The organism is Nesterenkonia suensis (assembly GCF_054782935.1).
This window is the reverse complement of sequence record NZ_BAAGRN010000023.1, coordinates 1-14,859: the sequence shown is the minus strand read 5'-3', so window position 1 is coordinate 14,859 and position 14,859 is coordinate 1. Positions and strand designations below refer to the sequence as shown.

8 protein-coding genes and 1 pseudogene are annotated in these 14,859 nt (G+C 69.2%); 3 read left to right on the top strand and 6 right to left on the bottom strand.

What is annotated here, in order from left to right; all coding sequences use genetic code 11:
• Positions 1-2: 2 nt before the first annotated feature.
• Positions 3-1,130, bottom strand: coding sequence for a hypothetical protein (locus ACYVKI_RS13195; RefSeq protein ID WP_460690822.1), 1,128 nt, complete (start codon positions 1,128-1,130; stop codon positions 3-5).
• A 140-nt stretch (positions 1,131-1,270) separates the two neighbouring features.
• On the opposite strand from ACYVKI_RS13195, the gene wecB reads away from it, so the two are divergent.
• The 3 genes from wecB to ACYVKI_RS13180 all read left to right on the top strand — a co-directional run bounded on the left by wecB (position 1,271) and on the right by ACYVKI_RS13180 (position 7,568).
• On the top strand, positions 1,271-2,419 hold the full coding sequence (gene wecB / locus ACYVKI_RS13190; RefSeq protein ID WP_460690821.1) for a non-hydrolyzing UDP-N-acetylglucosamine 2-epimerase: 1,149 nt from the start codon (positions 1,271-1,273) through the stop codon (positions 2,417-2,419).
• A gap of 90 nt (positions 2,420-2,509) precedes the next feature.
• Positions 2,510-6,094, top strand: coding sequence for a chromosome segregation protein SMC (gene smc / locus ACYVKI_RS13185; protein WP_460690820.1), 3,585 nt, complete (start codon positions 2,510-2,512; stop codon positions 6,092-6,094).
• 97 nt (positions 6,095-6,191) lie between these two features.
• Positions 6,192-7,568 (top strand): MFS transporter, encoded by a 1,377-nt coding sequence (locus ACYVKI_RS13180; protein ID WP_460690819.1) that lies wholly within the window; start codon positions 6,192-6,194, stop codon positions 7,566-7,568.
• A 40-nt stretch (positions 7,569-7,608) separates the two neighbouring features.
• On the opposite strand, the gene ACYVKI_RS13175 is transcribed toward ACYVKI_RS13180, so the two are convergent.
• From ACYVKI_RS13175 to ACYVKI_RS13155, 5 genes and pseudogenes are all read right to left on the bottom strand, one after another.
• Entirely contained in the window at positions 7,609-8,883 is a 1,275-nt protein-coding gene (locus tag ACYVKI_RS13175; protein ID WP_460690818.1) for an ammonium transporter, read from the bottom strand.
• A 218-nt stretch (positions 8,884-9,101) separates the two neighbouring features.
• Positions 9,102-10,331 carry a signal recognition particle-docking protein FtsY gene (gene ftsY, locus ACYVKI_RS13170; RefSeq protein WP_460690843.1) on the bottom strand — a complete coding sequence of 410 codons (1,230 nt, stop codon included), beginning with the start codon at positions 10,329-10,331 and terminating at the stop codon, positions 9,102-9,104.
• A 61-nt stretch (positions 10,332-10,392) separates the two neighbouring features.
• Positions 10,393-11,631, bottom strand: coding sequence for a UDP-N-acetyl-D-mannosamine dehydrogenase (gene wecC, locus ACYVKI_RS13165; protein WP_460690817.1), 1,239 nt, complete (start codon positions 11,629-11,631; stop codon positions 10,393-10,395).
• Between the two features lie 214 nt (positions 11,632-11,845).
• On the bottom strand, positions 11,846-13,936 hold the full coding sequence (locus ACYVKI_RS13160) for an acyltransferase family protein (protein WP_460690816.1): 2,091 nt from the start codon (positions 13,934-13,936) through the stop codon (positions 11,846-11,848).
• 100 nt (positions 13,937-14,036) lie between these two features.
• Positions 14,037-14,859 (bottom strand): annotated as a pseudogene (locus tag ACYVKI_RS13155) (hypothetical protein); the annotation flags it as partial.

Here is a 14,859-nt window from a genome sequence, read left to right as displayed (position 1 = left end):
GCTCAGCGCCTCGCTCGCAGGATCATCTGCTCGAGCACTGCGTCCGCGGGCCGTCGGATCGTCCCATGGGACGGGTAGCGATGCACCGACAGGTCGGCCTCGTCGCTGAGGTCGGTCACGACTGCGCCCTCCGAGGCGCCCAGGGAGGGGACCAGCAGGTCGACGGCGGCGGCGCGCAGCCCCGGCAACGCCCACATCGCCTCCACGGCGAGCTCACAGTGCGCCGGGCTCAGCTCGGCCGTGACGTCGACGGTGATCCCCCCGCCCATCGGATGGGAGGTGCCGCTGATGTCTCGCATCTCTCCTGAGGCGAGGACGGCGGAGGCCTCAAGGCCCAGCTCGGCCAGCGCCTCGTCGTCGACCTCCGGGGGGTGTTTGGCGAGGTAGGCGTTGCGGCTGCGGGCGGCGACGGCGTCATCGACGAGCCGGCGCACTGTGGAGCGGCCGTCTCCGACGATGAACAGGGGCAGCCGGGCGATCGCCGCGACCACCTTCTCCCCGACCACATAGGTGCGGACGTCCATGCCTGCGACATGCTGTTCGACCACCAGCTCCACGCTGCGGTGCAGCGGGGAGGTGCGTGCGGCGCGGGCGTACTCCCAGGCGAGGCGGAAGTCCTCCTCGGTCTCCACCCCCCAGGACACCCCGATCCCGGACTCACCGGTGCCCGGTCTGACGACCACCGGCCCGTCGAGGGAGGCGACATGATCCACGGCCTCGGTGACGGCGGAGACGGAGAAGGCCCGCGACGCGGGAGTCGGCACCTCCATGAGCTCCAGATGGCGCGTGGCCAACGGCCTGGCCCGGCACGCCCGCTTGGCCTGATCGCTGACCAGGGAATGGGTGCGCTGATGCAGTCCGCCGATGACGCCGCCGTTGAGGGTGAAAGTCCTGAAGCCGTGCTGGACGTCATGCCGGGTGACCTTCTTGCGCCGAGCGGCGGAGGCCAGCTGCCGGCCCGCCGAGAGGGCGCTGGAGAACTCCCGGGGAGCCGACCAGTCGACATCGGCGAGGTCGGCGATCAGCTGACGGGTCGGGGAGTCCGGGGTCCGGAAGGCCTGCGCGTGGCGCGCCCGCTGGCGTCGACGGCCTTCCCGTGCCTCCCCGGTGAAGTCTGCTGCACTGCTCATCAGGACCACATTAGCGCAGGAGGCCGTCGTCGCCCGGTCTGCCTCTGCCCACACGCGTGCCGCACCGGATAGGCTGGCCACGGCGAGCACACCGGTGAACGAGCACAGCAGGTCCACCTCGGAGGAGACGAACAGCGGCGATGAAGCGGATCATGCCGATCTACGGAACCCGGCCCGAAGCGATCAAGATGGCCCCGATCGTCAAGGCCCTGCAGGCCAGCGAGCTGTTCGACTGCCAGGTCACCGTCACCGGCCAGCACCGCGAGATGTTGGACCAGGTCAACGCGCTCTTCGGGATCATCCCGGACCACGACCTGAACATCCTCCAGCCGCGACAGACCCTCAACGGCGTGCTCACCCGCACGGTCACCGGCCTGGACGCGCTCTTCGCCGAGGAGAAGCCGGACGCCGTGCTCGTCCAGGGAGACACGACCACCACCACGGCGGGGGCAATGGCGGCGTTCTACACCGGCATCCCCGTCATCCATGCTGAAGCGGGACTGCGCTCCTTCGATCTCTTCTCCCCGTTCCCGGAGGAGGCCAACCGGAAGATGACCTCGCAGATCACGTCGTTGCATCTGGCCCCGACCGGCCGGTCGAAGGCGAACCTGCTGCGCGAGGCCGTCCCGGAGAAGGACGTGGTCGTCACCGGCAACACCGTGATCGATGCACTGTTGCAGGTGGCGGACAAGCAGGTGCCGTTCTCTGACCAGCAGCTGGAGCAGGCGGCCGCCTCGGGCCGGGAGGTGCTGCTGGTGACCACGCACCGCAGGGAGAACCAGGGCGCGGCCATGGAGGGGGTCGGGCGGGCACTGGCCAGACTCTCCGAGCGTTACCCGGAGAAGCTCATCGTCCTGCCGGCGCACCGGAACCCCGTGGTCCGTGAGGCGATCCTCCCGGCATTGGCCGGCCACGACAACGTCGTCGTCACCGAACCGCTGCCCTACGGGGAGTTCACACGACTGATGAACCTGGCCACAGTGGTGCTGACCGATTCCGGAGGCGTCCAGGAGGAGGCCCCCAGCTTGGGCAAGCCGGTGCTGGTGATGCGAGCCAATACGGAGCGGCCGGAGGCCGTCGACGCCGGAACGGTCCGCCTCATCGGCACGGAGGAGGACCGGGTGGTCGCCGAGGTCTCCGCACTCTTCGACGACGCCGAGGCCTATCGTGCCATGGCTCATGCGGTGAATCCCTACGGCGACGGCCGCGCGGCCGCCCGCACCACGGCCGCGCTGGAGGAGCTCTTCGGCCTCGGGGAACGGCTGCCCGACTTCGCCCCGCAGGGCTGATCCCGCGGCCGCTCAGCCGCAGAACACACCCAACAGAACACACCCAACAGAACAGCGAACTCACCCGAGGCAGAAGGAGGAGGACCGGGCGTGCATCTGAAGACACTGACCATCCGGGGCTTCAAATCCTTCGCCTCGGCGACCACCTTCGAGTTCGAACCTGGGGTGACCGCCGTCGTCGGACCCAACGGATCCGGGAAGTCCAACGTCGTGGACGCGCTGGCCTGGGTCATGGGGGAGCAGGGGGCGAAGTCCCTGCGTGGGGGGTCCATGGAGGACGTGATCTTCGCCGGCACGGTGGAGCGGCAGCCGTTGGGCCGTGCCTCGGTGAGCCTGACCATCGACAACTCCGACGGCGTCCTGCCCATCGAGTACACCGAGGTCACCATCAGCCGGACCATGTTCCGCACCGGCGGTTCGGAATACACCATCAACGGGCAGAAGTGCCGGCTCCTTGACATCCAGGAGCTGCTCTCGGACTCGGGTCTCGGCCGGGAGATGCACGTCATCGTGGGCCAGGGGCAGCTGGACCAGATCCTGCACGCCACTCCTGAGCAGCGTCGCGGGTTCATCGAAGAGGCGGCCGGCGTGCTGAAGCACCGGCGACGGCGTGAGCGCACGGTCCGCAAGCTGGAGTCCATGCAGGGGAATCTCGACAGGCTCGAGGACCTGATCTCGGAGATCTCCCGCCAGCTGGCGCCGCTGGGGCGCCAGGCGAAGGTCGCTCGCCGGGCACAGCGCATCCAGCACGATGCCCGCGACGCACTCTCCCGCCTGATCGCCGACGACCTCGTCCAGGCGGCGACCGCGTTGCACGAGTCGGGACGCGGCGAACAGGAGGACCGTTCCCGCGCGGAGGAGCTGCGCGCCTCGCTGCAGCAACAGGATGAGCGGATCGTGGCCCTGGAGGAGCAGTCTCGGGCACAGCGCGGGCATGCAGAGAAGCTGCTCGCCGGTCATCACCGGCTCGCTCAGGTGCAGGAGCGGCTGCGCTCGGTGGCCTCTGTGGCGGCCGAACGCGCGCGAAGCCTCTACGCCGCGGCCACTGTCGACACCTCCGGAAGGGACCCCGAGCAGCTGCGGGCCCAGGCCCAGCAGGTCACGGCCGAAGCAGAGGCCCAGCAGGCGGCGGTGGAGCAGGCCCGCTGCCGGCTGGAGGAGGTCAGCCGCCGTCGAGCTGCCAGTGAAGAGGCCCTGACGGCCGAGGAGTCCCGGGTCACTGAGCAGCTGCGCGCCGTCGCCGACCGACGCGCCGGCCTGGCGACGCTGCGCGGACGCGTCGACGCCGCCCAGGGCCATATCGACGCCGCCGAGGCTCGACGTCGTCGCGCTGAGGACCAGCGTCAGCGAGCACTGACGGTGCGCGAGAGGTCCCGCGGCGATTTCGCCGACCTGGAACAGAAGGTCGCCGGCATCGAGACCGGAGAGGCGGATCTCGACGCCGCCTATGAGCAGGCCCAGGCCCGGTACGACGAGCTGAAGAAGCTCCACGACGAGCTCCAGGCCGAGCGGCGCCGCCTGGAGTCCGCCGTGAACGAGTACCGTGCCCGGCTCTCCGGACTCTCGGCGGCCCGTACCCCGCAGGACGGCTCCGCGGCCCTGCGCCGGGACAGAACGGACCTGACCCCGCTGGCGGACCGCCTCAGCGTCGCCGGTGGCTGGGAGAAGGCCCTGGCGGCCTGCCTGGGGTCCTTGGACACCGCGCTCGTCGCCGAGGATGCGGAGCAGGCCGCCGCCGCGCTGGCCCAGCTCGCCGAGGTCGACGGCGGACGGGCCCACCTGGTCTACCCCACACCGAGCGCTGAGGCGCCCGAGGAGACTCAGGCGACCGCCCGGAGGAAGAGCCTCGCCGACCGGCTGCCTCAGCACACGGTCCCCGCCGGTGCCGCGATCACCGGTCCCGCCGAGCTCAGCAGACCCCTGGACCATGCGCTCGACGGCGTGGTGCTGTGCCCCGATCTCCCGACCGCCCGCGAGGTGCTCGCCCTGGAGGGCGTGCACACCGCGATCACCGCCTCCGGAGACGTGCTGCGCACCGGTGAGCACATCGGCGGCACCGCCCTGGAGAACTCCGATGTGGCGATCACCGCGCAGATCAGCGAGCTCAGCGACACGCTCCGACAGGCCGAAGACGACCTGGCGGACGTGTCGGCACGGGCACAGACCCAGGCCGCCGAGGTGAGCGCCGCCGAGCTGGCGGTCGAGCAGAGCCTGGAGGCGTTGCACGCCAACGATGCGGAGATGACCGCCACCACTGAGCAGCTCGGCAGGCTCAGCTCCGAGGTCTCGCGGGCCGAGGAGAGCATCCACTCCGCCGAGGCGGAGATCGCCGAGGCCGCCGAGGCGCGGCATCAGGCGCAGGAGGAGCTCGACGCGGCCACCGCACGGCTCGCCGCAGCCGAGAGCGACGACATCGACGAGGATCCCTCCACCGAGGAGCGTGACCGGCTCTCCGCGCAGGCCTCCGCCGACCGACGGGAAGAGGTCGATGCCCGCCTGAGCCTCCGCGCCGCCGAAGAGCAGCATCACCAGCTGCAGGAACGTGCCACCGGCCTGCGCCGCAGCGCCGAAGCCGAAGAGTCCCGACGGGAGGACGCCCGGCGGGTGGCCGAGGAGCGCAGCCGTCGCGGCCAGGAGGCCGAGGCCGTGCAGGCCGAGGCCGAGGAGGCGGTGGCGCATCTGACCGCAGTGCTGCAGCAGGCTCAGGACTCCCACGACGCCGCCCAGCAGCGTCACCGGCAGCTGACCGATCAGATCCAGCGTCTGCGCCGGGCACGACAGGCCGAAGCTGAGGAGCTGGACGCCGTCACCGGCCGGCTCCACCAGGCCGAGCTCACCCGTACGGAGCTGCGGCTGAGCCTCGAGGCGGCCGAGCAGCGCGGGAAGGAGGAGCTCAGCCTCAGCCCTGAGTACCTCATCGAGCACTACGGGCCGGACCAGGGCGTCCCAGACCCCGAGGACGAGGACGCCGAACCCCGCCCCTACGAGCGGTCCGAACAGCAGAACCGCCTCGACCGTGCGCGCCGGGACCTGAAAGCCCTGGGGAAGGTCAACCCGTTGGCGCTGGAGGAGCACGCGGCACTGGAGGAGCGGCACACCTACCTGCAGGAGCAGCTGGCAGACCTCAAGGCCTCCCGTCAGGATCTGCTGGACATCATCTCCGACGTCGACCAGACCGTGGAGCGGGTCTTCACCGAAGCCTGGAGCGACACCAAGGAGCAGTTCGAACGCGTCTTCTCCCGGCTCTTCCCCGGAGGCGAAGGACGGCTGGAGCTGACCAATCCTGAGGACATGCTCAACACCGGCATCGAGGTCCAGGCCCGGCCTCCGGGCAAGCGGATCCGACGGCTGTCGCTGCTCTCCGGCGGGGAACGCTCGCTGACCGCGGTGGCCCTGCTGGTGGCGATCTTCAAGGCTCGCCCGAGCCCCTTCTACGTGATGGACGAGGTCGAGGCGGCCCTGGACGACACGAACCTCTCGCGTCTGCTGGTCATCTTCGAGGAGCTGCGGGAATCGTCGCAGCTGATCGTCATCACCCACCAGAAGCGCACCATGGAGATCGCCGACGCCCTCTACGGGGTGTCCATGCGCCAGGACGGCTCCACCCGGGTGGTCTCCCAGCGACTGGCCCGCGCCGGCGAGGAGGTGGGGGCAGACCCACAGCCGGCGGTCTGAGAGCGGGGAACAACCCTGCCCGATGCATCGTTGAGCACCAGGTCAGGAACTTCACGTCGCCCGGCCGGTGGTCGGCGCCTGCCCAGGAGTGTGATGGATGCCCGTCGATGATCGCCGCAGCGAATCCGGGGAACAGGCCCGAGCGGCCGTGCCGGAGACTGGAGACGACGACGTCGCCTCCAGCTCCCCGGATGATCGTCAGCAGGCGGGGCAGTGGGCGGACAGCACGCGTCTGCCGATCCCCAACGAGCTGCGGGTGCTGATCCTGGCGGCCTTCGTGGTGGCGATCGGATTCGGCATCGTGGCGCCGATCCTGCCGCAGTACGCGTCCGACTTCGGTGTGTCCGCCTTCGCCGTCTCCGCAGTGGTCTCGGCCTTCGGGCTCTTCCGCCTGGTGTTCGCACCGGCGTCGGGAAAGCTCACGCAGGCGCTGGGGGAGACACCGGTCTATGTGGTGGGCCTGCTGATCGTGGCGGCCTCGATGATCGCCACCGCCTACGCCCCCACCTATGAGTTGCTGCTGGCCTTCCGCGCGGTGGGAGGCATCGGCTCCACATTCTTCACGGTCTCGGCGATGACGTTCCTGGCGCGCAAGTCACCGCCGAGCATCCGCGGGAAGATCTCCGGGGCCTACGCCTCGGCCTTCCTCATCGGCAACGTGGCCGGGCCCCTGGTGGGCTCAGGTCTGCTGGTCTTCGGCCCGCAGGTGCCGTTTCTGGTCTATGGGGGAGCACTGGTCGTCGCAGCGATGATCGTGTTCGTGATGCTGCGTGGCTCTCGCCTGGAGGATCGCGGACGCCGAGACGGTCGCGAACGGGCCACCCTCAAGGAGGCCTGGTCTGTCCGCGGCTACCGGGCGGCGCTGACCGCCGGGTTCGCCAACGGCTGGGCGACCTTCGGCCTGCGCAACTCCCTGGTGCCGCTGTTCGCCGCCTCGGCATTCGTCGGTTCGGGATTCGTGATCGACTCCTCCCAGCTGGCCGGTGTGGTGCTGGCGACCTTCGCAGCGGGCAATGTCACCGCCGTGCTGCTCTTCTCCCGCCGGACGGATCGCTTCGGGCGGCGTCCCCCGATCGTCCTGGGCCTGACGATCACGGCGATCTCCACCGGGGCACTCGGACTGGCCCCCGACCCCTGGGTGCTGATCCTGCTGAGCCTCGTCTCCGGCGCGGGCACAGGTCTGGTCAACCCAGCACAGCAGGCGGCGATCGCCGATGTCGTCGGGGAAGGGCGCAACGGCGGACCCGTGGTCTCCACTTTCCAGATGACCCAGGACCTCGGCGCCATCATCGGGCCGCTGCTGGCCGGGCTGATCGTCGACCACTTCGGCTACGCCTGGGCCTTCGGTCTCACCGGGGTGATCCTCATGGTCGGGGCGATCGCCTGGACGCGGGCCCCGGAGACCCTCGAACGGTCCGGACGAACGTTCCGTGACAGCGGAGACGACGACGGCGGGCCGGGTGGAGACGCATGATGCGCTCCGTCCGGCCCGCCGCTGGGGTCCTGCGCGGGTGTCAGCTCGAGATGTTCTGCTCCTCAGACGCCGCGGGGACGGCCTCGCTGGAGTAGGCCTCGGTGTGGTGGGCGACAGTGTCGATGCCGCCGCGCTCCACCTCAGGCTCCACACGGAAGCCCATGGTCTTGTGGATGACCATCGCGATGAGGTAGGTGGCCACGAAGGCGAAGACCAGGGTCACCAGGCAGGCGACGATCTGCGCCCACAGCAACGAGAAGTCGCCGTCGAGGAAGAGGCTGCCGCGGCCGTCCGCGATGAGCTCCTCGCGGCCGAACAGGCCGATGGCCAGCGTGCCCCAGAGGCCGGCGACCAGGTGCAGGCCGACCACGTCGAGCGTGTCGTCGAACTTGCCGTACTTGAACTCCACGGCGAAGCAGCAGACCAGACCGGCGATCAGGCCGATGATGATGGCACCCAGCGGGGAGACGAAGGCCACCGCGGGGGTGATGGCGACCAGACCGGCCACGATGCCCGAGGCCGCACCCACCGGGGTGGGCTTCTTGCCGCGGGCCCACTCCGTGAGCAGCCAGGCCACCAGGGCGGCGGCCGGGGCGAGCAGCGTGTTGATCCAGTTCAGCGAAGCCTCGGAGACGTCAGCGGCCTCACCGATGTTGAAGCCGAACCAGCCGAACCACAGGATGGAGGCGCCCAGCAGCACGAACGGCACATTGTGCGGCTTGTGCGGAGCGAACTTCTGCCGCGGTCCGATGACGAGCACCAGGGCCAGGGCGGCCACACCGGCACACATGTGCACCACGAGGCCTCCCGCGAAGTCCACGGCTTCACCGACGGTGTCACCGATGAATCCGCCCTCGACGAGCAGTCCGCCGTCGCCCCAGACCCAGAAGGCCAGCGGAGCGTAGACGAGCGTGATCCAGACGGGGACGAAGACCATCCAGCCGGCGAACTTGGCACGGTCGGCCACGGCGCCGGAGATCAGGGCGGTGGTGATGATGGCGAAGGTGGCACCGAAACCGACCCACACCAGCGAGTCACCGCCGGCCGCCAGCGACTCATAGAGTACGAAGTCCGAGGTCGGGTTGCCGAACAGGCCCCCGGCGACCGGCTCCGCCCCGGCGATGGCGTTGCCCCACAGTGCCCAGGTCAGGGCGACCAGGCCCATGGCCGCGAAGCTCATCATCATCATGTTGACCGCAGAGCGGGTCTGCGAGAGGCCGCCGTAGAAGAGGGCGAGGCCCGGGGTCATGAACAGCACGAGCGCTCCGGCGACGATCACCCAGATCACGCCGACGTCTTCGATCACGATTTCCATGTGTCCCTCCAGGAAACAAGTACTCACCGATGTCCTTCACCGATGCGAGCTGGTTTCCATGGTTGTCGCTCCGTGTTTCCCCGACGCCGCCCGCATGTTTCGGAGACGTAAAAGCTCCCGCTCCTCGATCGGATCTTCGGGGATCGGGATCAGGAGCGGGAGCTTCGACGGGGCCTCAGCCGGGCGTAGGGACCGGACGGGCCGGAAAGGGAGTGAGCTCAGCGTTCCTCGAGCAGGGCGTCGACGAAGCTCTCGGCCTCGAAGGGCGCGAGGTCATCGGGGCCTTCGCCCAGTCCCACGAGCTTCACGGGGACACCGAGCTGGCGCTGGATGGCGACGACGATGCCGCCGCGGGCCGTGCCGTCGAGCTTGGTGAGCACGATGCCGCTGACATCGACGACCTCGGAGAAGACCTTGGCCTGGTTCAGCCCGTTCTGCCCGGTGGTCGCGTCGAGGACCAGCAGCACCTCGTCGACCTCGGAGAGCTTCTGGATGACCCGCTTGACCTTGCCGAGCTCGTCCATCAGGTTCGCCTTGTTCTGCAGGCGGCCGGCCGTGTCGACCATGACGACGTCGACCTCATGCTCGATGCCGGCGGAGACCGCCTCGTAGGCCACGGAGGCCGGGTCGGCACCCTCGACGTCGGACTTCACCGTCGGGACCCCCACCCGTGAACCCCAGGTGGTGAGCTGTTCGGCCGCGGCCGCGCGGAACGTGTCGGCGGCGCCGAGGATCACATCCTTGTCTTCGGCGACGAGCACACGGGCCAGTTTGCCGACCGTGGTGGTCTTGCCGACGCCGTTGACCCCGACGACGAGCATCACGGAGGGGCGCCCGGCGGCGGTGACCTGCAGACTGCGGTCCAGCGACGGGTCCACCAGCGCGATGAGCTCTTCGCGGAGCATCGCGCGGACATGGTCATGGTCGCGGGAGCCCTCGACCTTGACCCGCTCACGCAGCTTGTCCATCAGCTCCATGGTCGGCTCCGTGCCGAGGTCGGCCATCAGCAGGGTCTCTTCGATCTCGTCCCAGACATCCTCGTCGATCGAGTCCGAGGAGAGCAGCGCGAGCAGCGACTTGCCGAAGACGTTGTTCGACTTCACCAGGCGCGCGCGCAGCCGCGCCAACCGCCCGGCCACCGGTTCAGGGGTCTCGAGCGCCGGTGCGGCCTCCTCAGGGGCCTCCTCGGCCGTGTCGACGGCGTCGGCCTCCGCCGCGGCCCGCTCCTCAGTGGTGGGCGCCGCAGCGTCGGCCTCGGTGTCTTCGAGGACACCGACACCGCCGACCCCGCCGGGGCCGTCGGCCTCGGGCCGATCATCGGCGTCGCGAGTCTCCGGGTAGGTTCCCTCGGGCAGTCGTCGACCGCCCCTGAGCAGGAGGAAGCCGACCGTGCCGGCCAAGATGACTGCCAGGACGATGAAGAGGGTCAGAACGTCGAAATCCACCAGACCAGTGTGCCACAGTCGGCGGCCCCGCCAGGGCGGATGTCGTGCGTGCCAGGGATGAAGGTCAGCGCCAGATGCCGCGGGAGTCGATCAGCGTGTGCCCGGTCAGCCGGTCGGCGTCGATGGCCTTGAACTGGGCATGATCGACCAGCAGCACCAGGATCTGCGCCGTCTGAAGGGCCTCCTCGACACTGGCCAACGTCACATTCGACGCCCGCGCCAGCTCGTTCGGCAGCTGCTCGACATGCGGCTCCACCGCCAGGATCTGGGCCTCGGGGGCCCGCTCCGCCAGGCGCTGGGCGATCGCCAGTGACGGCGACTCCCGCAGATCGTCGACATCAGCCTTGAACGCCAGCCCCATCAGCGCCACTGTGGCCTCACGGCCGTGATGCTCCAAAGCCTGTTCGATCCGCCCCAGCACCCATTCGGGCTTGGCATCGTTGGTCTCTCGGGCGGTGCGGATCAGCCGCGCCGCCTCAGGCGCGGCATCGACGATGAACCAGGGATCCACCGCGATGCAGTGCCCACCGACCCCGGGACCCGGCTGCAGGATGTTGACCCGCGGATGGTGGTTGGCCAGCTCGATGAGCTCCCAGACGTCGATGCCCAGCTGGTCGCAGATCACCGAGAGCTCATTGGCGAAGGCGATGTTGACGTCACGGAAGCTGTTCTCGGTCAGCTTCGCCATCTCGGCGGTCTTGGCATCAGTGAGCAGCACCTCACCGGTGCAGAAGCGCTGGTAGAGCGTCTTCGCTGCCTCCGCCGCCTGGCGGGTCAGGCCACCGACGATGCGATCATTGCTGATCATCTCCGCCATGATGCGTCCGGGCAGCACCCGCTCCGGGCAGTGTGCGACGAGCAGATCTGAAGCGGCCAGGTCCGGGCGAGCCTTCAGGATCCGCTGGGCCATGTGCTCCGTCGCCCCCGGAGGCGAGGTCGACTCCAGGATCACCAGCTCTCCGCCGGTGAGCCGTCCAGCGATCCCGTCTGCGGCGGCCTCGATGAAGGACAGGTCCGCCGAATGGGACTCGGTGAACGGTGTGGGCACCGCCACGACATAAGCATCCGCAGTCGGCGTCTGCGTGGAGGCAGTCAGCTGCCCAGCCGCCACAGCTCGTTCGAGGACGTCGCGCAGGCCAGGCTCCACGAAGGGCACCTCCCCGTCGTTCACGGCCTCCACGGTCTCCTCGGAGACGTCCATCCCATGGACCCGCACGCCATGGTCGGCCAGGATCGCCGCAGTGGGCAGGCCGATGTATCCCAGCCCGATCACACCGACTGTCGAGAACTCCCTCGAAACCACAGACACTCATTCCCTCGAAACGACATGACATTGAGCTGCGCGGGGGCTCCTCACGACCCGGCCCCGGCGTCGCACGGTGCGGGAACCGCCCCAGCGGGATCCACCGGAGGGGGTGGGCCCCGGTACGGAGCACAGCAGTGCCAGCAACTCTATATCACGGCATGATCACGGGCCCGTCCAGTCGGTGCTCACGCCGCGCCGTGTGACGAAGCGCTCAGCGGAACAGCTGAGGAACCTCCTCGTGGAGCTGCTCGTCCAGGAAAGGGGCGAGGGTCTCCACGTAATACGTGCTCAGATGGCTGTCGTCGTACCAGACAGGGAGGTTGCCGACGACGGCGGAACACGTCCCCTCCGGACAGATGTGATCGGTCAGGTCCACAGTGTGGACCCCCTTGGGAAGGGAGAGGCCCCGCAGGGGATCGGTCTCGGCGATCTGGGAGGGATCGCTTCCGCAGTCCTGGGCGGACCGCCCCTCGGCGAGGCAGTCGGCGACCCGGTGGGGCGGGCGAGGGGTGCCGCGGATCAGCAGCACCTCGGCCCCGACGTCGACGATCTCCTGCCACCGGTCCGCCGCACCGTCCTCGATGAACTCCTCCTGCCGGTCCATCACTGTGCCGGGGGTGATGACCAGATCTGGGGAGCGCTCTTCCACGGTGTCGATGAGGTTCTCGTTCCATGCCGCGCAGGCATCGGACTCCGCACCGACCGTGGACTGCAGTCGGCATCCGGACTTGTCCGCGATGATCAGCTCCCACCCGTAGGCGTCGGCGAGCATCATCCACGCGTGGTGCCACTGTCCAGCGTGGGAGCCTCCGGTGAGCATCAGCGTCCGGGAGGGCTGTGCCGGTGGGTCGGGATCCTCGCAGACGAGGACCTCGGCGGCGTCGGCGGGACCACCCGGAGGCTGCCGGCAGTCCCAGTCGTAATACTGCGGTCTGTCCGCCGCCAGGACCTCGGGAGAGGGGAAGAGCTCCACTGAATCAGGGGCCGGATCGGCGCCGTCGCGCGTCACCGCGGCTCCAGGGTGCAGGGCGCGATCCACCTCGACCAGGGAATAGCCCCCGGGCAGCTGCACCGCAGTGCCGATCATCGCGATGGTGGTGGCCACCGCCGCGATCATCAGTGCACCGCCGCCTGCGATGAGTGCGGCGCCGGGTGGGAGCCCACGGCGCGCCGCCGAGGGGCGTTCGACCCAGTGGAACGTGGCCCAGGCGGCCACCAGGGACACGGCCAGCAGGACGAGCCCGTCCAGCAGGCCGACTCGGTCCTGGCCGGAGAGGTGGAGATGGAAGACCAGGAGAGGCCAGTGCCACAGGTAGAGGCCATAGGCGAGATTGCCGACCCAGGCGAGGGGACGGGTCGAGAGCAGACGGGCCGCGGTGATCGGAGGGTCCACGTGACCGCCCTCCGGTCCCGCTGAGGCCAGCACCAGCGCGAGGCCGACCAGAGGCCAGAGCGCCCAGGGCCCGGGGAACAGCTCGGCTCCTTCGAGGACGAAGCCGCAGGAGACGATGAGCAGCAGACCGGCCCAGCCGGCCGGTCCCCGCAGGGGGCGCGGCAGGGACAGCCGGGCCCCGAGCAGGGCCAGCAGTCCTCCGAAGGCCAGCTCCCAGAGCCTCGTGCGGGTCATCAGGTAGGCGGCCTCCTGATGCTGGTGATGCATCACCAGCGCATAGCTGAGGGAGCCGAGCAGCACCAGGGCGACGAACAGGGCCATGACGTGGACCGCCGGACGTCCGATCGCCCGTGCTGCGAGGACCGCCAGCACGGTCAGCACCGGCCAGATCAGGTAGAACTGTCCCTGGACGGAGAGAGACCAGAAGTGTTGGAAGGGGCTGCTCGTGGGGCCGGCGGCCTCATAGGCCAGCTGTGAGGCGAGCAGCTCGATGTTCTCCATGTAGAGCAGCGAGGCCCGGGCCTCGGCGAACATCTGATGGTGCTGGGTGCTCGGCAGGATCACCAGCGCCGCCAGTGTGGTGACCGCCACGGTGAGCACAGCCGGGGGCAGGATGCGGCGGGCCAGGCGGGCCAGGTAGTGGAGCAGATCGATCCGTCCGCCCCTCGCCGCGGCTTCGCGCAGCAGCATCGCGGTGAAGAGGAACCCGGAGATCGCCAGGAAGATGTCGATCCCTCCGGAGACACGGCCCTGTCCGAAGATGTGGAACAGCACCACGCCGAGGATCGCCAGCCCGCGTACTCCGTGCAGCTCGGGGCGGAAGCGGCTCGTGGGGATCCCACGCAGGAACTTTCTCTGCGCAGGCGGCGATGGCGGCGTGACATCGGCGGTGGAGGGGGACAGGGCCACGGTGTGCTGCTCCTGGGTTCGTGAGTCGGCAGTCCACTGTAGTCCGCCAGCCCTGATCGGCAGAGTCTCAGCGGGATGCCGACGAGGTGTCAGCGGTGACTCAGCGCCGTCCCGTGGCGCGTCGTCGTGCACGGTCCAGGTCGTCCCAGAACTCGAGTGCCGCCGGAGCCGTCCACTCATGGTCGCCGTAGCAGGCGAGCAGCTCTGCCAGGTTCTCGGCGGCCTCGAACCACTGCTCCGGACGGACCTTCCGCAGCTTGGGGAGATGCCAGGAGACCAGGAACTGTTCCAGCCGCTCCCGCCGGTAGGCCACCAGGAGATCGACCTGGTGCAGCCACTGGGCCCGCGCGCTGTCCAGGGGGAGATACTTCCTGAAGAACGTCGGGTTCACCGTGTTGATGGTGGAGTTGCTCACGGCCGCATAGTAGGCATGGACCCCCACGTCGACAGGACGGATGCGCTGCGCGTAGTGGAACATCTGCTGGAAGAAGTAGGAGTCCTGGCCGACGGCGCCGACCGGCTGACTGATGCCCAGATTCTTCAGCCAGTCGGTGCGGGCGATGATCGTCTGGATGCCCAAGGGTCGGAATCTGAGCGCTTCCAGGGCTCGGTCGGGGAGCACGAGTGTGCCGTCCGGAGCCACATCGTCGGCGAAGATCTGCTGCAGCAGCTCCGCATAGGACAGCTGCGTGTGCCGCCGCGCCCACTGCGACATGTTGCCCAGGACGAAGTCGACGTCCGGGTGGGCGGTGATCTCCTCGAACAATCGAGCGTAGCCGTCTTCGATGGCCTCGTTGTCGGGGTCGAGGTAGGTGACGTAGGGGGTGTGGGTCAGGGTGAGGCCGGTGTTGCGCGGGCGGGAGGCGGAGCCGGATCCTCCGCGGCGGTGATGGTAGGCGGTGACGTTGGGCCAGCTGTGGGCG